We start from the raw sequence: 20036 nt of genomic DNA, 5'->3' as shown, positions 1-20036 counted from the left end.
AACTTAAATGTCAATTTTATGAAAATGGGGTGGGAAAAATGAGTAAAAATGTAATAGAAAGAATTTCAGAACTGAGAGCGCTTATGGAACAAAAGGGTATAGACGCCTATGTTGTTCCATCCGCAGATAACCATCAAAGCGAGTATGTAGGAGAATTCTTTAAGGCAAGGGCTTTTGTAACCGGTTTTACGGGTTCTGCCGGAACAGCGGTGATTACAAAAGACGAAGTGGGTCTTTGGACGGATGGAAGGTATTTCCTTCAGGCCGAGCATCAGCTTGAAGGCAGTGGAATCAAGCTCTTTAAGATGGGCAATCCAGGTGTTCCTACGGTACTTCAATACATAGAAGCTAAAATGATCAATAATGGAAAACTCGGATTTGATGGACGTCTTATGGCAATGCAAGAAGGGGAAGATTTTGTTTCAGGACTTGCCCATAAGAACGTTAAGGTTGAGTGCGACTATGATCTCGTAGGCGAGGTATGGGAAGGCCGTCCGAAGATAGCAAAGGAGCCTGTTTTTCTTCTTGAAGAAAAATATTCTGGCGAAAGTAGGTTGTCCAAGCTGTCTAGGATAAGAGCAACCATGAAAGATGTAGGCGCCAAATACCATGTCATCACAACCTTGGATGACATCGCTTGGCTTCTCAACATCCGAGGAAATGATGTAATGTATTCACCGCTGGTGCTCTGTTATGCGGTTGTTGACATGGAAAAGGTAGACTTGTTTATTGAAGAAAGTAGGCTTGATGTAAACGTCAAGGAAGCTTTAGCCAAGGATGGGGTGGAGTTAAGGCCTTACAACGACATTTATGAATCTGTAAAGGGATTTAAGGATGAGGATGTTGTGCTTATTGACCCAGACAGGATTAATTATGCGTTGTATAAGAACATTCCAGTTCAGACCCAAAAAATCCAAGCAGATAATCCTACTATCCTGCTTAAGGCAATAAAAAACCCTGTGGAGCTAGCTAATATTGAAAAAGCCCACATTAAAGACGGAGTAGCCATTACGAAACTCATGTATTGGTTGAAAACAAATGTCTCAAAAACAAGAATTACAGAAATTAGTGCTTCAGAGAAACTGGAAGAGCTTAGAAAGCAGCAGGAGGGTTACTTGTGGCAAAGCTTCGCACCAATTTGCGCTTTCAAGGAACATGCAGCCATGATGCACTACTCGGCTACACCTGAAACGGATGTGGAACTTGCAGAAGGGCACTTATTCTTAATGGATACCGGCGGAAACTACTTTGAAGGTACAACGGATATCACAAGAACAATCGCCCTTGGCGAAGTGAGCAAAGAACTTAAACTACACTTTACGGCTGTAGCCAGAGGCATGATGAATTTGGCCCGTGCCAGATTCCTTTACGGATGCAAAGGTTACAACCTAGATATATTGGCTAGAGAACCCATGTGGAGTCTTGACATCGATTATAAATGCGGAACCGGTCATGGTGTCGGTTATCTGTTGAATATTCATGAAGGACCCAGCGGCTTTCGATGGTATATCGTACCATCAAAGCATGAAACTAACACCCTGGAAGAAGGAATGGTCATAACCGATGAACCGGGCATTTATATAGATGGGTCCCATGGCATTCGGTTAGAGAATGAGCTCATCGTCAGAAAAGGCGTTGAAAACGAATTTGGTCAGTTCATGCACTTTGATTCTGTTACGTATGCTCCAATCGATTTGGATGCCATAGCGATAGAAGACCTTAACCGTGATGAAAAACTGTATTTAAACAGTTATCATAAACTTGTGTACGAGAAATTAGCTCAGTATCTGAGCGATGAAGAGCGAACGTGGCTAAAGTCGTATACAAGAGAAGTTTAAACAAGAGAAAAAAATTAGTTTAGGGGGAAGATTATGAGTGAAATTGTAGTAAAAAACAAACGTCCTTTTGGGTTTTATGTTTGTTGTATCGCGTTCATGTTCGAAAGGATGGCGTATTATTCTGCTAAGTATCTGATATTTGTTTTTGTTAGTGCTACGATAATAACAGGAGGATTGGGTCTTACAAAGATTGAAGCTGCACTTATTCAATCGAATCTTGTTGCGTTTACCTATCTTGCACCTGTTATTGGAGGATACCTTTCCGATAGACATATTGGCGCCAGGTACTGTGTTCCGGTTGGCTTGATTTTGATGGCTGCGGGTTATATAGTGGGTGGATCTGCAACCAGTGCTGTAACAATGAATGTGATGGTGGCGCTTGTAGCCATCGGTACAGGCCTTTTCAAAGGCAACGTTTCTGCAATCAACGGCGCACTGTTTGATGACGAAAGGCAACTGGATTCAGCATTTTCAGTTCAGTACTCCTTCGTTAATATCGGAGCGTTTATCGGAACAACGGCTGTAGGTATTCTTATAGCAACTACTTTTGCAAAGGGCGACGTTCAGGGATTCAGAGCTGCGTTCGTACTGTGCGGTATCATTTGTGTTATTGATGCTTTGTGGTTCCTTTTCGGTATGAAATTCCTTGGAGAAGTAGGCAAAAAACCTTTCAGTGCAGGTAAGCACATAGAAAAGAAAGCTGTAACCGAACTTAAACCATTAACAAAAGTGGAAAAAAGAAAGGTATTTGCTATTGTATTAGTATCCATATTCTCAATTGTGTTCTGGGTGTTTTGGTATCTAACTTATTTGGCTGTTTATGACTTTGGTGGTCAGTTTGTCAACATGAATGTAGGCGGATTCGCAGTTCCACTTTCATGGTTCGATTCATTGAACTCCTTTGTATGTATTGCCATGGGTCCGGTGTTGGGTGTAATATGGTTCAAGCTGTCAAAGAGACCTAAAGGTGACTTGAGCTTGTTTAAAAAATTGGCACTGGGTCTTAGTTTTCTTGGAATGTCCTTCTTGATGCTTGTAGGTGCAGAAATTTCAAGAGGAGTAGGTGCAGGTGCTACATCTAAGGCAAGCATCCTTTGGATCATCGGATTCGGTGTGCTCCTCAGTATGGGTGAAATGCTGTTCTCACCACTGGGAAATTCTTTTGTTACTAAACATGCACCAAACAAGATTTACTCAATACTTATGGGGGTTTGGATTTTTGCTACCTTCGTAGCTGGTAAATCTTATGGCTACCTGTATGAGTTTGCTTCAAAATTCCCTATCATACAGTCATATGTTATCATTCCAATTATTCTCTTCGTATGCGCAGCATTGCTGTTTGTCTTTGACAAAAAGCTTATAAAACTGCTGGAAGATTAATAACTAGCGAAAAAGGTCAATGTCGCATAATAAGTTTATTTTCTAAAACAAAAGAGATGTAAGAATTAATGTGCAATAAGAAAAAGGAAGGTTTTCCCTTAAATTAGAGGGAAAACCTTTTTTTACATAGTACAAATTAATTAACAAATAACTAGAACAAAATGGATCCAAGTACCTGCTCCTTTACAGGGATTTAAAGAAATTAATTTCTGTGCTACAATGTATTAGACAGAGTAACAGAAATATAAAATAAGGCCATGGCCATTAAACTATAATTTTATGAATTTATGACCTAATAAGATTTAAGATATGTCTGATTTCTCATTAGAAATGAATAGATCTGCAGCTGAATATTTTAACAGATTTAGAGAAGAGTAATATTAGAAAACAGTTGATAGGAGTGAATACCATGAGAAACATAATAGAAGTTCGGGATTTTGTAAAGAAATATGATAAATTTACAGCAGTCGATAATGTGAGCTTTGAGGTAGAAGAGGGTAGCATTTTTGCATTTTTAGGCCCAAATGGAGCAGGTAAAAGCACAACCATTAATACACTGTGTACCATATTCGATAAGACCTCAGGAACCCTAATCATTGACGGAAAAGACGTTTCCCATGAAAAGGATGATGTTAGAAGTGTTATTGGGGTTGTTTTTCAGGAACCCACATTGGATAATAAAATGACCGTTTTAGAAAATTTAATTATGCATTGTCATTTTTATGCTATCCCCAAAAGTGAAGCAAATGAGCGTATCCAATTTGTTTTAAATTTAGTGGATATGCTGGACTGGAAAAGAGCAATGGTAAGCAGTCTGTCCGGTGGGATGAAACGACGTGTGGAAATAGCCAGGGCTCTGCTACATTATCCAAAAGTATTGTTTTTAGATGAACCAACCACAGGTCTTGACCCTCAAACAAGGGCTCACATGTGGGATTATATTGTAAAGCTACAAAAGGAGAAGAATATTACCATTTTTCTAACAACACATTATATGGAGGAGGCAGAGATTTGCAGCAAAGTTGCTATTATGGATGCGGGTAAAATCGTTGCTATAGACACTCCTTATCATTTGAAACAGCAATATACAAAGGATAAAGCAAATATTACAACCCTAGACGAGCAAGGGCTGGAAGTACTGCTAGACGGGGCAGGGTTTAAATACGTGAAAAAAAACGGTTATTATTCAATTGAAGTTGATAGTTTACCCAAATTGATGGACATAATAAGTGATCAGAAAGAATCTATAACAGATTTGGAAATTAATAAAGGTACATTGAATGATGTATTCTTAGAAATTACCGGAAAAGATATAAGAAAGTGAGGAATTTATGGATATTATAGTAGCTTTATGGTTTAGAAACATTAAAATTTTTGTTCGGAATCGTGTTCAGCTTGTCTTCACGATTATCATGCCATTCTTCTTTTTATTTGTGTTCAGTTCGGTATTTAAAAATCAAAATATTGAAAATCCAGTAAACTATATGCTTGCAGGTATTGTGATAACCACCGTCTTTCAGACCTCCCTTACCGTTGCAACAAGTACAATTGAAGATATTGTTTCGGGGTTTATGAAGGAAGTACTAGTAAGCCCAGTTAAACGAATCCAAATAGCCACAGGTCAGCTATTATCAGCAGCAACAATAGCAACTATGCAGGGTATTATTATTTTATTCATTGGTTATTTTATAGGACTTAAATTCACATCCTGGATAACACCATTTGCGGTAATAGGTGTGATGATTGTAGTTGGTCTTGTATTCTCGGGACTCGGATTGTTTTTAGCGACTCTGGTTAAGAATTCTCAAACATTCCAAGTTGTAATAACGGCCATTACAATGCCACTTACATTTCTTTGTGGTGCATATATACCGCTATCAATGTTACCTAAGGTACTGCAATATGTTGCTTATCTAAATCCCATGACATATACAACAGCGTTTTTTAGAACCATCATATTGGAAAAGACGTCTTTAACAACGGATCAATTGGTGGCGGAGCAGCTTGCTTTTAAAATTGGAAGTTTTGTAATTACGCCTCCTATCAGCATGGTTATTGTAATCATTTTCGGACTCGTATTTTTACTATTATCAACTTATGTCTTCTCAAGGGTGGATTTTTCAAGGATTAATCGATCAAAAAGTAAAGAAGGAGATATATGGAGTTAAAATATTCATAATTCTCCTCTGTCATTGTAACTTATTGCATTTATTTTACGTAATAAGAGTAAGATAATTAAATATAGTTTAGGAGGAGTTTAAAATGAGTAAAAAGATCATGTTAATATGTACTTTAGCATTTACATTTCTATTTGGTGCAATAGCAAGTGGGTTTTCAGCAACTGCTAATGCCGATAGACCGAAATTACCACAGAAGACAATTTCAGTTAGTTCAGAGGGCACCGTAAAGGTGAAACCAGATCTGGTTTATATTAATGTGGGTGTGCAAACAGAAAATAAAAGCTCAAAAGTGGCTCAACAAGAAAACACAACAAAAATGAATAAGGTTATGCAAGTTCTAAAAGAACTTAAAATTGCAGATTTAGATATTAAGACTTCGCAGTACACAATTTATCCCATTGAGACATATTCTGAGAAAGATAAAAGTTCCAATGTGACAGGCTATAAAGTTCTTAATACACTGGAAATAACAATAAGAGATATTTCAAAAGTTGGAGCAGTTATTGATGCAGTGACTGCAAATGGCGCAAACACAGTTTCTAATATCCGATTTACAGTAGCCGATCCGGATAAATATTATTTACAAGCGCTGCAGAACGCAACAGTTAAAGCAAAAGCAAAAGCTGATACATTAGCAAAACAGTTTGGAATTAAGATAGATCTACCATCACAGATTAATGAAACTAGTGGTGGTTACAACCCTCCAATAATATATTCTGGTATGGACAGTTTAAAATCTAGTCCTGAGGCATCTAAGACAAATATTCCTTCAGGAGAGTTGGAAATAAAAGCATCCGTAGGGTTAGTTTACACATATTAATAATCATATCAATAATATTAGAGCCGATAAGTCATTATTGATTTATCGGCTCTTTTTAGCAAAATAAATTATCTTTAATTTATGCCTTACATCCAGGGTATTTATGTGCGTGAAATTTGCTAATCAGCTTATAAAACTAATTGATAATAATTATCAAATGATATATAATGAATATAAATGAATATATCAATAATTAGGGAGCTACTAAACTGCTTGCAAAAAAAACAATATTTAACAAAACTATACAAATTGTAAGGAGTGAAGGTTGCTTTCAAGCCTCAGTGAGTGTAGTTTCTTGAAAAAGAAATAGCACGATGAACTACGTTAGATGATTGGTTAAAGACGTACCTTTAGATGTACTTCAGTCTGAAGCCCTATGATAGTTAGAAAGAAACTAACCTAAGGCAATTGCTATGGTTAGACACATCAAAACTCAATACACCACCATTTGACATTGGCAAGAAGAAAAATACCCATTAGGAGGATGACTAGAGATGGTCGAATATTCTTTTGTAGTGGACTTATCTGGCAACAGATTAAGTCCATGCAACAAAAACAAAGCATATTATCTTATTCGGAAAAACAAAGCTAAAATGCTTAATAAATTTCCAATGGTAATACAGCTACAAAAGATAGTTGAGGATGATAATATTGATGATGTTAAAAATTATCTTGGAATTGATGATGGAAGTAAAAATGTAGGCCTTGGGATAATTCAACAATGTAACACAAAGGTTAAAACAGTTTTCAAAGGAACTATAGAATTAAGGCAAGATGTTTCCACAAAAATGACTGTAAGAAAGGGCCATAGAACATATCATAGGTACCATAAAAGATATCGTGAAAAGAGGTTTGATAACAGACGCGCATCTAAACGCAAGAATAGACTTGCGCCAACTATACTGCAAAAGAAACAGTCTATATTAAGGGTTGTAAGTAAACTATTAAAATGGACTAAGATAGATGCTATATATCTTGAAGATGTTCTTATAGACATAAGGGTTTTGATTGAAGGCAAAAAGCTATATAAATGCCAGTATCAGAAGTCAAATAGACTTGATAATAACATAAGGTTAGCTGTATTTATGAGAGATAACTTTGAATGTGTAGAGTGCAGTTCTAAAATTAAACTTCAAATGCACCATGTTAAACCCAAAAACAGTGGTGGAGCTGATAGTATTTATAACGGTGTAACTCTATGCGAAAAGTGCCATATAAAAACTTTTGGCAAGGAACTTCAGATGATGGATAGATATTTAAATAAAATTAAAGGTAAGAATTTATATCTTAGGCATCCAATGCATGTTATGCAAGGTAAAAAATATCTGCAAGTGGAACTTGGGAAAATAGCGCCACTACATTTGAATACAGGCGCCGATACTGCAAATCATAGAATAGACTGGAATATAGAAAAAAGTCATTCAAATGATGCTTTAGTAGTTTGTGGCACTGAAATTAAAACTAAGGATATCAACATTAAAGACTGGCATATAAAACCTTTACGCAAAAAATCAAAGGGTGATATAGATAAAATTGTTGATGGATTTAAATTAAGAGATTATGTTAAATATACCAAACGAAATGGCTTATGTTATATTGGATATATAACAGCAATATATCCAGAAAAAAAGCAGTTTAATATGACAACCAAAGATAATATCGTACTTAAAAGATACGGGTTAAAAAGTCTTAATCTTATTTCAAGACCGAATAGTATAAGATTTATATAAATTTAAAAATAGAAAGTGAGGTGAATACTGGTTTTAAATTTAAATGTTTAGATATGTTTAGATATGTTTAGATTTAAGAAACCAGGTGATCATATGGAAATTGGAGAGGTTATGCTGTATTTGGAAGAGCATGGCAGCGAACAAAACCGTCGTATTTATGGGAACCATGGTGTACCAGATCCTAAATATGGCGTTAAAGTTTCAGATCTTAAAAAACTTCAAAAGATCATTAAAAAAGATTATAATTTATCATTGCAACTATTTGATACGGGTAATTATGATGCCATGTATTTAGCGGGGCTTATTGCTGATGAAACAAAGATGACACTAAAGGACCTTAAACATTGGGTAGTCAATAGTCGTTGTGAAAGTATAGCATGCACCACAGTTGCTTGGATTACTTCTGAAAGTGCTTTCGGTGTCCAGTTGGCTAGAGAATGGATACAATCAGATATTGAGACAATTGCAGCAGCAGGGTGGTCAACCTATACTAGCATTTTAGCCACATTGCCCAATGATCTCATAGATATGCATGAGATAAATCAGTATCTTGATCACATTGCAGTGGTTATTCATGATGAACGGGAAGGAGTTAAATATCAAATGAACTTATTTGTCATTGCAGCTGGTGGTTATGTGCCTGATTTATCAAAAAAAGCTAAGGAACTAGGAGACAAAATAGGGAAGGTGACTGTGGATATGGGTAACACTGCTTGCAACGTACCTATGATTAGAACTTACATTGAAAAGATGGAATCTCGTGGCGTTAAGAAAAAGAAACAAGCACGTTGTTGAATACCTTAAATTTTTCTTCATAATGTTTTTGAATCATGTTTGACGAATGGCAAGAACAACCTAACTTTAAATAACTACCACTTGAATGAGTGTGAACGAGATTAAAAAACAACACACTGCCCTGCAAAAATTAAATTTTGTAGGGCAGTGTGTTATAACCTTTTTTTGAGCCTCAATTTAGCAAGCGACAATTTCTTTAATCATAAACTCTCTTCCGCTTAATAAATCCCAGTCTTTACTGCTGCAGTTTGGACATGCTTGACTATTTTCAATGATATTAAAAACTTTATTGCATTTTTTGCAAAGACCATTGCCAGGCAATATTTCAATTTCTAATTTCATCTCTTGCAATGGCGTACCATCTACGGCTGCTGGGTAACAAGCTTCAATATATTTTGGAATCATGGATGAGAGCTCGCCAATTTGGAGAACCAATTTATCGAATTTTGTCAATCCGTTTTTTTCTGCAAAGTCTTGAACCGTCTTAATGACTTCAAACACTACGCCCAGTTCATGCAAATGAAATCACCACCTTTTTTCTATTTGCGTAAGGACTTTTTAACCTTATGGATAAAAATTCTACCTTTGCGCACAATCATATTTTTAAGAATTACCGGTTTTAGCTTTTCAAAAGGTACGCTCGTAGCGTCATATTTTCTGACAAGTGAAATGGCGTCAAATTTACATCTAGTTGTACATGCACCGCAGCCTACACACATATACTCATCTACAGTTGTAGCACCGCAGCCAAGGCAACGTTCTGCTTCCTTCTTCACTTGTTCTTCTGTAAAGGTAATGCGTAAATCCTTAAAGGTTTCCCTTGATTTCTTTCCATCCACAGGAAGTGATCTTTGCCTAGGCATACGATCATAGCTTTCAAGATTCAAGTTTTCTTTATCAAGTGAATGATACTCTCTCCTGTCACGACCGTTAACTAAGCTCTGTCCTGGTTGAACATAACGATGGATTGAAATTGCACCTTCTTTACCCAAAGCAATGGCATCAATAGCAAACTTAGGACCTGTCATGACATCTCCGCCTGCAAATACATCTGGCTCTCCTGTCTGCAGCGTAAAGGAATCTGCTTTGATTGTCTTGTTTGGATTTAATTCTATTTTGCTATTTTCCAGTAGTTTGCCCCAGTCTATTCCCTGACCTACTGAAATCAGAACATGAGTTGTCTTAACAATCACAGTTTCCTTTTCATCAAATATAGGACTGAATTTTCCATCCTTGTCGAAAACTGAAAGACATTTTTTGAATTCTATACCGCATACACGTCCATTTTCCTTTAGAATTCGTTTTGGACCCCAAGAATTGTTGATACCAATATCTTCTGACATTGCATCTTCAATTTCTTCTGCAAGCGCTGGCATTTCTTTTCGATTTTCAAGACAGAACATATCAACCTTTGAGCAGCCAACTCTTGTAGCTGTTCTTGCAACATCAATTGCAACGTTACCGCCACCTATTACAACTACGTTTCCTTCAAGTTTTATGTCATTACCCAAGTTTACATCTCGTAGGAAATCAACACCTGTAACAACACCTTCTGCATCTTCACCCTCGATACCCAGGTTTCTACCTGCCTGAGCACCGATTGCAAGATAGAATGCTTCATATCCTTGACTTCTTAAATCTTCAAGGCGGACATCTTTACCTACTTCAATACCTGTCTTGAACTCGATGCCGAGTTCCCTCAAAATATCAATTTCTGCGTTTATTACTTCTTTTTCCAATCTATAAGATGGAATTCCAAGTGTAAGCATTCCGCCAAGTGCCTTTTGTTTTTCAAACACTGTTACCTTATAACCGTCGATGGCTAAGTAGAAAGCACAAGACAGACCTGAGGGTCCAGCACCGATAATGGCAATTTTTTTACCATATTCATGTCTCAATTTTGGTATATAGCGATTCTCCATGTGTAGCTCTTGCTGGGCAATGAATTTTTTGATTTCATCAACAGCAACAGCATCATCAATATCGCCCCTTGTACAGGCAGATTCACATTTTCTTGGACAGATACGCCCGCAAACTGCTGGAAACGGATTTTCATGCTTGATAAGTTCAAGTGCTTCTTTATATTTCCCTTGAGAAGCTAGTTTAATATATCCTTGAACAGATATGTGAGCTGGACACTCAGTTTTACAAGGACTTGTACCGGTTTCAACAACATTTTCTCTATTGGTACGATAATCCACATTATATTTGTCGGGACCCCACTCTGTATTAGATGGGAAATCCTCACGAGTCTCCGGAGTAATTGGAGTTTTAGTACATACCTTTTGACCTAATTTCAATGCATTAACAGGACAAACCGTAGCACATTCTCCGCAAGCAACACATTTATCTTTATCGATTTGTGAAACATAATTTGAACGAACCATATCATTGTTAAGATACATACCGGCAATCCTCATAGCGAAACAGGAACAACCGCAGCAATTACAAATGGCGTGAGTTTTTCCAGGGCCATCTGTATTGGGTATACTATGCATCAAACCATTTTCTTCGGCTTTTTTAATAATTTCAAAAGCTTCCACGCGGGTAATTTCACGGCCTCTGCCTGTACGGATATAGAATTCAGCAGCATGACCCATCTGAATACACATATCTTCCTTCAAGTGACCGCAACCTTCTCCCATAGCTTCTCTTGATGTACGGCAAGAACAATCCGAAACTGAGAAAATAGTATTTTCATTGAGATATTTGGAAACTTCCTCATAGGATGCTCTTCTGGTTTCCCCTTCAATGGCTGTTTCAATAGGGATAACACGCATAGGTCCTGTGCCTACAGGAAAAAGACCTGCTGCCATGGGACCTTTTCTTTTTCCGTAATCATCAAAAGCTTTGGCAATTTGCGGAAACTTTCTTACGTTTTCCCTGTTGTTAGCCATCATTTCCATGTGGCCTGGAACCCAAATATCATGCCAGTATTTGTCAACGCCATCAATTTTGTTTACAAAAACAACACCGGCAACGGCCAATTCCCATAAGAGTTTAGCGGTTTGCTCTACAGATTTACCACAGAGCGTAGCAACTTCTTCTGCACTCTTCGGCTTACGTAATTCAAGGCAAAGTGCGGCTTCCGCCATTTCATCTGTAACAACAGGTTCCAAAATTTTATATTCTGGATGTTCTGGTTTTATTTCTGATTTTGAACCTCGTTTTGTCCTACTAATCTTATTTGCAAGATCCAATACTCTTTCTTTTACCATACGTAGTCCCCCCCCATATTAATTTTCACTATAATGCTATTTTATGTTCCAATTTTTAACTTCGCTACGAATCCAATCGGCCCACTCAGCGATTCCCTCACCGGTTTTAGCAGAAATTGGGATAATCTTTACATTTGGGTTCAATTTTTTAGCGCGCGCTTTGACTGCCTCTAAATCAAAATCAAAATAGTCCATTGCATCTATTTTGTTAATCAATAAAACATCAACAATAGAAAACATTAGTGGATATTTTAGAGGTTTGTCATCTCCCTCTGGTATACTTAAAATCATGGCATTTTTTGAAGCTCCAGTGTCAAATTCTGCTGGACAAACCAAATTGCCTACATTTTCTAAAATAACGAAATCAATTCCTTCTGTTCCCAGTCCCGATAGACCTTGCTTGGTCATATCTGAATCGAGGTGACACATACCACCTGTGTGCAATTGGATTACTTTTGTACCTGTCTGCGCAACAGCCTGAGCATCTACATCTGAGTCAATATCAGCTTCTAAAACACCAATGCTCATTTCAGCTTTAAGTGCTTCAATGGTTCTTAAAACAGTTGTTGTTTTACCCGAACCTGGTGATGACATTAAATTTAATAAAAATGTCTTTTCTTTTTTCAATTCTTCCCTAAGTAAATCCGCTTGTCTATCGTTATTTTCGAAAACACTTTTCTTTATCTCAAGAATTTTAAATGTATCCATATCATATCCCCCTCTATTTCATACTAAATTTTGTTTTTACTCTTTTTTTCATTTGAAAAGTAAAAAATCGTTTACAATCACTTAGTGCTACCTAGCACCCTTGTTAGATTGTTATAGTTTTGCTATCTTAAGTATATTTAAAAACGATATCATTGTCAAAAAAGTAACACACTTGCAATTTCAACGTTTGTTGACTTTATATTCCGAGTATAGTTTACACATAGAAAATGGAATAAATGATGTGTTTAGAGCTTATGAGAAGGATTATTGTACATATAAGTGTAAACCGTACTTCAAAATAAAAAAATTGCTTAAATGATTCAAAATCATCCAAGCAACACTTTATATGTTTTGGTTTAAACAACCTTAACTCGGTTTTTGTCGGTTCTTGTTGGAGAGATTCCTAGAATATGATAATATAAGGTGGCAATACAATGTACTAAATATAATCAAAAAAATATTCTAATATTTTAAGGAGGTTTAATAGCACAATAATTTAAGAATATAAAAAAAATAAGGTGCGGGTAATCCCGGCATCTATTACAAAAGTAAAAGGTGGCATATGTTAATGTTTAAAAAATTAATGGAAAAGCAAGCGGAACATAACGCAAAACATGCAGGTAAAATAGCCAAAAGGAAACAAGCATTTGTAGATGCAAAATTAAAAAACGTCAAGTCAAAGGAAAAAACCGATAAAGTATTTATGGATATTAAGGAAAATTATAAAAAAGCTAAACAAGATAAAAAATGGTATACAAGAAAAAGGTTTATAATTCCACTAGCACTTATATTATTTTTAATATTTTCTCCAAACGATGATAAAACACCAGATCCAATTTCAAAACCCATCACTGCAAGTACGGGGACAGAAAAAGTTGTTGAATTAACACCGGAACAAACCAAAGCAAAAGAAATCGAAGATAAAACTCTTGCTGATAAAATAATAAATGAAAAAAAAGCCGAAGAAGATAAGAAGATAGCTGATGCTAAAGCACTTGCAGATAGAAAAAAAGCAGCAATAGAAGTTACAAATAAATCTCTGATACCAGAAGCTAAAAAAGCATTTAAACTTTCTATCTCTAAAGATGGAGATCAAGAAAACACAATGCCTATATATAAAGCTATAACAGATTATGAAATACAAATACCTGAAAATGGAACTTCAATGATTATTAGCATAACAACTAATTATGATGGGTATACAGATCAGCACCATAACTATGGATTAATGATAATGAATAGTATGGTAAAAGATTTTACATTCACAGCAAATAATAAAACATTTACAGTTTATGCAGCAATAGTAGGAGATAAAAACGGAAATATTTTAGCAAACAAGCAATATTAAATTTAACTAGAATCGTAGAGAGGGCAAATAGTGCCTTCTTTTTTATGGAGATTTTTAAGGATAACTAACATTGCCTGTTTACTGTTTTTACCAAGTCACAGTTACCTTAATGGGGCATGAAGTGACCCACTTGCTATGGTGAGCCTCATCAACCTGTGTCTAGTGCATCTGATAAGAGTTTAAAAGCAAATTTATCATTTCCTCAATGCTGTAGCGGGTTCAGTGTTAATTAGCTTGTAGCTAACTACAATACTCACGAAAAGAATGATTGCAAAGGTCGCTATCATGGAGCCTATTGCTTGTACAAAAGTAATAACTACTGAAGAATCTACAACCCATCGTGCCAAGTAAGCTAAAGTTATCAATACTACATTTGTAGCTGTTGCCATGCAAGAAAGTAGTAGATTTTCACCTAATATAATCTTTTGAATAACCTCCTTGCTAAAGCCTAAGGCTGACAAAAGGCCAACCTCTCTATATCTAGAATTCTGGAGCTTAACAAGTAAGATTGTACTTATAAACAACCCTACAGCAAAGATAAGAACTGACAATACTAAAAATAAACGATTTAGGCTGTTAAAGGTATCTTGTAGTGCTGAAACGTCCTTTGAAGCATTTTTTGAAGTAATGCCTTTCAGCTCTAACATATTGCTAACCGCAACTATATGCTCAAACTCTTTAACATCATAGCTAATGGAATAACTCTTTTGGCCACCGATGTTCTTATATAGCTTTTGTTCAATGTCGGAGCTTATAAAGAAATCGTCATACCCTGCATTATAAATACCACTAATGGTAAATGTTTCACTGAAATTGTTAAACTTGAATAAGATTTTTTTGCCAATTATGGTGTTTATATTACTTGCAAACTTTTTCGCAAGGCTTGGAGTTATAGCAATTTCCGTAAGGCCCCTGCGTGGCATAGTACCGTAAGACATACTTTCATTTGCCTTTGGCGTAGGAATTTTTTCAGTTACAGCTTCACTTTTGCCATCAAGGATAAGCGTAATATTTTTAAGAGGATATTGATAATAAATATTTTCTATCCGCTCATCCTTAGCCAGAAAATTAAATATAGTTGTATCATCACTGCATTTAATGTATCCATTATTAAATGCAGTATTTTTTTCTTTGAAGTCTAAAATAGACTTTTTCATTATATTACCAGAGGAAAGTGAGAGAATAAACGCACAAATACCAATGGAAATAGCAAGGGAAACTGCTATATATCTTTTTAGGTGCACCTTAAAATTCTTCATTGCCCTGCTCATAACAGATACTTTAACTGCTGCTTTTGCATTTAGACCGTTTTTTTCTTCCATTACTTTATCACTAGAAGAGGTTTGTAATACTTTGATTTTCCCACTTTCTATTGTGATTATTTCGTCAGCAAAGTCGCATATTTTTTTATCGTGAGTTATGAGGACAACCAATCTTTCATCAGCAATTTTATTGATTAGCTTCATAATTTCGCTGGAAGTATCTCGATCCAATGCCCCTGTGGGTTCGTCTGCAAAAATAATTTTCGGGTTGTTAATAAGTGCTCTTGCTATTGCAACACGCTGTTTTTGTCCACCGGATAGGTTTTCGATTTTTTCATTTTCTTTTTCTAAAATACCCACCTTATCTAAAATCACCTTTGCTTTACTTATGTTTATTTCTAACCTGTCAGAATTTAGCTCACAAGCTAAAAGAATATTATCAAGGACAGTATAGCCACTTAATAAGTGATAATTTTGAAAAACAAATCCTACATTATCCCTACGATAATCACATAATTTACTGGCGTTCATATCGCTAATAGAACTGCCACAAACATTTATTTCACCACTGTAATCAGTATCAAAGCCTGCAAGTAAGTTCAGCAACGTGCTTTTACCACAGCCGGATGCACCTAAAATGCAAGCAAGACCCTTTTGTGGAAAATTATAACTTATATCATCAAGTATTACAGTGTCTCCGTATTTTTTAGCTAAGTTTTTAAGTTTTATCATCTTATCTGTCTCCTGTCTTTAGGGCGGTTACTGCATTTGTTTTTACTGCCACTATTAGCTCTGCAAGGTATGACACTACCCCCATAGCAACTACAAGTAAAATCCCTGTAATGAGTAGTTTTCTGTTCAAAATATCAGCATGAAAGAATGCCATTGTCCCCTTATTGATAAGAGGTGAAGCTACAAGGAATAGCACTGCTGCAGTGATTGCTGCAATATTAAATTCTGCAAAAGAAAACAAGCTGATATTCTTATTGTTAAACCCACTAACCTTATAAATTGCATATTCTCTTTTTCTCATAATGGCAGTAATTAATGCTACTACAATTGCAAGGATAACTGAAAGCACCGAAATCAGAGTCGTAGCAGAGCCTGACTGAGCCGTGGTTTGTGTGTTCAATCTAACCATATCCTCAACCAGTTCAAATCTTCCAAGGGGAACTATACCCTTTGCATTTAATTCGTCTTTTATGGCAATCATGTCCGCTGGTGTTTTTGCTCTTATGGAAAAATTTATTTTATCTCCTGACATATTCCCCTGTGCTCTCATTTTATCTAGTGCAGATTTGCTAAAGAAGAAAGCGTCATCAACGGAGTATTCAGATTTTTTACCCTCATACTCACTAATAACTGTGGTATCAACCACACCAACAATTGTTGCATCTGTGGTAACTGGCATAAGAACAGGCTGACCGCTATCCCAGTTATACACCTCACCTTTAAAGCTAATTGTTTTGCCAATTGCTTGTTTATCTGTAATATTCATTTTCTCGATAAAGCTTTTTGGTACAACAACCTCATTGCCGCTGCCCATGGGCATTTTGCCTGCTGTCAGCTTATTTACAACTGGTACACTATTAGAGGTTTGGATATTATAGTCTTTACCCTCTGCTGTTATTTTAATATTAGAGAATGCCTCCAAAAATACAACATGTGATACCCTATCGTCATTTAGAAATTTATTATACATACCACCAATATTTTGTTTCACATCAGCCTTTGGGTCATCTTTATTTCCATCGGTACCACCAGCACTGGTAAAGCTACCAACAATATTTATATCTAAAATTCCATCACCATAAGTAGAGAAAAGGGTATCAAACATTTTTGTGCTGCTATCTCCAATTGCTCCACTAATACTTACAAGCAAGAGGGTTGCAGCAATTAAAAGGGAAAGTGTTGTTATTATAAATTTGCCAATCTTTCTTTTAGTGTTAGTTATTGCTATAGAATAGGCATTTTTAAGGCTCAACCTGCACTTTAAGGAAGCTTGATTTTTTGTTGTCTTAATAAGCTCGCTTTGAGGCTTTTTTATTAACTCACCCTTGTCAAGCTCAAAAACATTGGAGTTTGTCCCTATCAGTGAGGTGTCATGGGTTACAATAATAACAGTTTTTACTTTTGCAATTTCTCGTAGAATGTCCATTGTGACTTTTGTGGATTTCTCATCTAATGCACTGGTAGGCTCGTCTGCAATGATAACATCAGGATTTTTCACAAGCTCCCTTGCAATAGCAACACGCTGTTTTTGCCCTCCCGAAAGATTTTTTACCTTTTGATTGATAAGCTCGCTGATTTTTAAATCCTTCATAATTTTAATTATTTCCCTTTGATTTTGCGTATCTTTAAGATATTGGGGCAGCTTGATATTTTCTAAAACAGTTAAATCCTCAATAAGATTGAAATCCTGCCAAACAAAACCAAAGACACTGTTGTAAAAATAACTTTTCTCGCTGTTTGTAAGGGTCTTGATGTCTTTATTGTTATAAGACACCTGACCATCAAACTCCTGCTCCATACCACTTATAATTTTAAGCAAAGTAGTTTTGCCACTTCCCGATGCGCCGATAATAAAGTTTAGTCCCTTTCCAATTTCAAGGGTTACACTGTTTAGTGCGTAGTCATCATTATATTTTTTTGATATATTTTTTATTTCAAACATTCTAATCTCCCCTTAATTACCAATGGATTTTTTTTAATAATTATAAATTTTTTCATAAATTTTTACCTCGCTTTTGTTTTGATGTGCCCATTGTATCCTATATGACATAAAATTCGTGTTAAGATAAAAAAAATTTTCTTAACACAAATATTATGTTATTATGTTATTATTTTAATTGAGGTGATTTTAATGCGAATTTTAATAGTAGAAGATGAAATAGATTTATGTGACTCTATTGCAGAGGGGCTTAGAATAGATGGATATGCAGTTGATACCTGTCATGATGGTGAGGCAGCTTTCGACCTTGTAACATCAGAAAGCTATGACTTGCTTATACTTGACTTAAATCTGCCCAAAATGGACGGATTAGATTTATTAACTGAAGTTAGAAAGCAAAGCAAGGATATTAAGGTATTGATTTTATCTGCAAGAGGGCGTGTAGCTGATAAGGTTTTAGGACTTGATTTAGGAGCCAATGACTATCTTGCAAAACCATTTCACTTTGAGGAATTAGAGGCAAGAATAAGGAATCTACTCCGTAGAAAATTTGTGCAGGAGGATTCAATTTTAACCTTGGGCAATCTATCCCTTGATACTGTAAAACGCATAGCTTATACTAAGGAAAATGAACTTCTTCTCACACGAAAAGAGTTTGCATTACTTGAGTATTTCCTTTTAAACAAGGAAAGAGTAATCAGCCAGGAAGAGCTTATAGAGCACATCTGGGACTCAAATGCAGATAGCTTTAGTAACTCTGTCCGTGTTCACATAGCTTCCCTTAGAAAAAAGCTAAAAGCAGAACTTACCTATGATATCATACAAACAAAGATAGGCGAGGGTTACTTTATCCGTCAAGAGGAGGTATAAATAGTGATGAAAAAAGTGCCACTTAGATTAAGGCTTACCTTTTTAACAATATTACTTTTAACCATTTGCTGTGTGGGGCTTACTTTAATACTAAATCTATCGGCATTCAGAATGGTTGATATGATAGAAGCGACGTCTATGACACCAGCAAAATCCACGGTTGAAGAAAAAATTCCATCCCCATTAAATGACACTGCACTTTCTATTCCACCACCAGCATCAACTATTTCTCAAAGTGCAAGAAAAGGGTTTCGCTTGGAAAGTACTTTTTATATGATGCTCATTATTTCACTGGGTGGTGCATTGACCTATTATATTTCCGGAAAAGCACTTAAGCCTGTTAATGAATTAAGCTGTCAGATAAAAAAAAGAAATGTACTTAATCTATCAGAGGATATTGAAATTCCAAAGGCAAAGGACGAGATTTCTGATTTAACACTGTCTTTTAATGGAATGATGCATAAGCTGAATGAATCTTTTTTAATGCAGCAGCGATTTTCCCAGAGTGCTGCACACGAACTACGTACTCCACTTGCAGTATTGCAGACAAAGGTAGAGGTATTTAAAAAGAAAAAAAGTCATACATCAGAGGAATACGAATCTCTTATTGAGGTTATTGGTAATCACACCAATCGTTTAATAGCACTTGTTAAAAATCTATTGGATATGACTAATATGGAAGATTTAGAATTAAACGAAGAGATTTCACTAAAAAATTTGTTAGATGATGTGGCAAGTGATTTATCTTTACTTTCAAAGGCTAAAAGCATCCGAATTAAACTCCCTAGTTATGACCGAATCGTTTTGGGTAATTATGATTTGCTATATCGTGCCTTTTATAATCTTATTGAAAATGCTATAAAGTATAATAATGCTAATGGACAGATTGACATATCTATAATTTTTGGGGGCGAAAAAAGTATTGTAGAAATCTCCGATACAGGTATAGGTATACCACAGGATATGCAGAAAACCATATTCGAACCTTTTTTTCGAGTTGATAAATCACGTTCTCGTCAAATGGGTGGAGCTGGACTTGGACTTTCTATGGTGAAAACCATAATTGATAAGCATAATGGTGAAATTACGGTTAGGTCCAATAAAAATGGAGGTAGCTGCTTTAAAACAATATTATGAATTTTGGGGAGTGCAGGCTTAAAGTCCTGCACTCTTTTTTTCTTAACACGGATTTTATGTTGATAATGACATAATAGGA

At 35.8% G+C, this 20036-nt stretch carries 15 protein-coding genes; 10 read left to right on the top strand and 5 right to left on the bottom strand.

The window, feature by feature from the left end; translation table 11 throughout:
* The first annotated feature begins 38 nt into the window (after positions 1-38).
* The 7 genes from KPL50_RS04815 (at position 39) to KPL50_RS04785 (ending at position 8743) form a co-directional block, all read left to right on the top strand.
* The gene (locus tag KPL50_RS04815) at positions 39-1838 is read left to right on the top strand and encodes an aminopeptidase P family protein (protein ID WP_216297325.1); all 1800 of its coding nucleotides are present in this window, start codon (positions 39-41) and stop codon (positions 1836-1838) included.
* A gap of 33 nt (positions 1839-1871) precedes the next feature.
* Positions 1872-3218, top strand: a complete 1347-nt coding sequence (locus KPL50_RS04810; protein ID WP_253200455.1) for a peptide MFS transporter — start codon at positions 1872-1874, stop codon at positions 3216-3218.
* Positions 3219-3627: 409 nt separating this feature from the next.
* A complete protein-coding gene (locus tag KPL50_RS04805; RefSeq protein WP_216297324.1) occupies positions 3628-4542 on the top strand; it encodes an ATP-binding cassette domain-containing protein in 915 nt (304 codons plus the stop codon).
* Between the two features lie 7 nt (positions 4543-4549).
* The gene (locus KPL50_RS04800) at positions 4550-5386 is read left to right on the top strand and encodes an ABC transporter permease (protein ID WP_216297323.1); all 837 of its coding nucleotides are present in this window, start codon (positions 4550-4552) and stop codon (positions 5384-5386) included.
* A 94-nt stretch (positions 5387-5480) separates the two neighbouring features.
* Positions 5481-6218 (top strand): SIMPL domain-containing protein, encoded by a 738-nt coding sequence (locus KPL50_RS04795; protein WP_216297322.1) that lies wholly within the window; start codon positions 5481-5483, stop codon positions 6216-6218.
* 494 nt (positions 6219-6712) lie between these two features.
* Positions 6713-7948: an RNA-guided endonuclease IscB gene (iscB, locus tag KPL50_RS04790; protein WP_216297321.1), complete on the top strand. Its 1236-nt coding sequence runs from the start codon at positions 6713-6715 to the stop codon at positions 7946-7948.
* 63 nt (positions 7949-8011) lie between these two features.
* Positions 8012-8743, top strand: coding sequence for a DNA alkylation repair protein (locus KPL50_RS04785; RefSeq protein WP_216297320.1), 732 nt, complete (start codon positions 8012-8014; stop codon positions 8741-8743).
* A 177-nt stretch (positions 8744-8920) separates the two neighbouring features.
* Here KPL50_RS04785 and KPL50_RS04780 read toward each other — a convergent pair whose 3' ends face one another.
* The 3 genes from KPL50_RS04780 to hypB are packed head-to-tail and all read right to left on the bottom strand — an operon-like array spanning position 8921 to position 12669.
* The gene (locus tag KPL50_RS04780; RefSeq protein WP_216297319.1) at positions 8921-9262 is read right to left on the bottom strand and encodes a hydrogenase maturation nickel metallochaperone HypA; all 342 of its coding nucleotides are present in this window, start codon (positions 9260-9262) and stop codon (positions 8921-8923) included.
* A 20-nt stretch (positions 9263-9282) separates the two neighbouring features.
* Positions 9283-11961 (bottom strand): FAD-dependent oxidoreductase, encoded by a 2679-nt coding sequence (locus KPL50_RS04775; protein WP_216297318.1) that lies wholly within the window; start codon positions 11959-11961, stop codon positions 9283-9285.
* A gap of 36 nt (positions 11962-11997) precedes the next feature.
* Positions 11998-12669, bottom strand: a complete 672-nt coding sequence (gene hypB / locus KPL50_RS04770) for a hydrogenase nickel incorporation protein HypB (protein WP_216297317.1) — start codon at positions 12667-12669, stop codon at positions 11998-12000.
* 568 nt (positions 12670-13237) lie between these two features.
* Between hypB and KPL50_RS04765 the strand changes: the two genes are divergently transcribed.
* On the top strand, positions 13238-14017 hold the full coding sequence (locus tag KPL50_RS04765; RefSeq protein WP_216297316.1) for a hypothetical protein: 780 nt from the start codon (positions 13238-13240) through the stop codon (positions 14015-14017).
* 194 nt (positions 14018-14211) lie between these two features.
* On the opposite strand, the gene KPL50_RS04760 is transcribed toward KPL50_RS04765, so the two are convergent.
* On the bottom strand, positions 14212-16011 hold the full coding sequence (locus KPL50_RS04760) for an ATP-binding cassette domain-containing protein (RefSeq protein WP_216297315.1): 1800 nt from the start codon (positions 16009-16011) through the stop codon (positions 14212-14214).
* Between the two features lies 1 nt (position 16012).
* Positions 16013-17953 carry an ABC transporter ATP-binding protein gene (locus tag KPL50_RS04755; protein ID WP_216297314.1) on the bottom strand — a complete coding sequence of 647 codons (1941 nt, stop codon included), beginning with the start codon at positions 17951-17953 and terminating at the stop codon, positions 16013-16015.
* Positions 17954-18142: 189 nt separating this feature from the next.
* On the opposite strand from KPL50_RS04755, the gene KPL50_RS04750 reads away from it, so the two are divergent.
* Complete coding sequence (locus KPL50_RS04750; RefSeq protein ID WP_216297313.1) at positions 18143-18820, top strand: response regulator transcription factor; 678 nt, start codon at positions 18143-18145, stop codon at positions 18818-18820.
* A gap of 6 nt (positions 18821-18826) precedes the next feature.
* A complete protein-coding gene (locus tag KPL50_RS04745) occupies positions 18827-19957 on the top strand; it encodes a HAMP domain-containing sensor histidine kinase (RefSeq protein WP_253200467.1) in 1131 nt (376 codons plus the stop codon).
* Positions 19958-20036 lie beyond the last annotated feature (79 nt).

It is taken from the genome of Clostridium sp. CF012 (assembly GCF_018861755.1).
Lineage (GTDB): Bacteria > Bacillota > Clostridia > Clostridiales > Clostridiaceae > Clostridium_AD.
The sequence above is the reverse complement of the archived record's forward strand: the minus strand, read 5'-3'. Positions and strand labels throughout refer to the sequence as shown.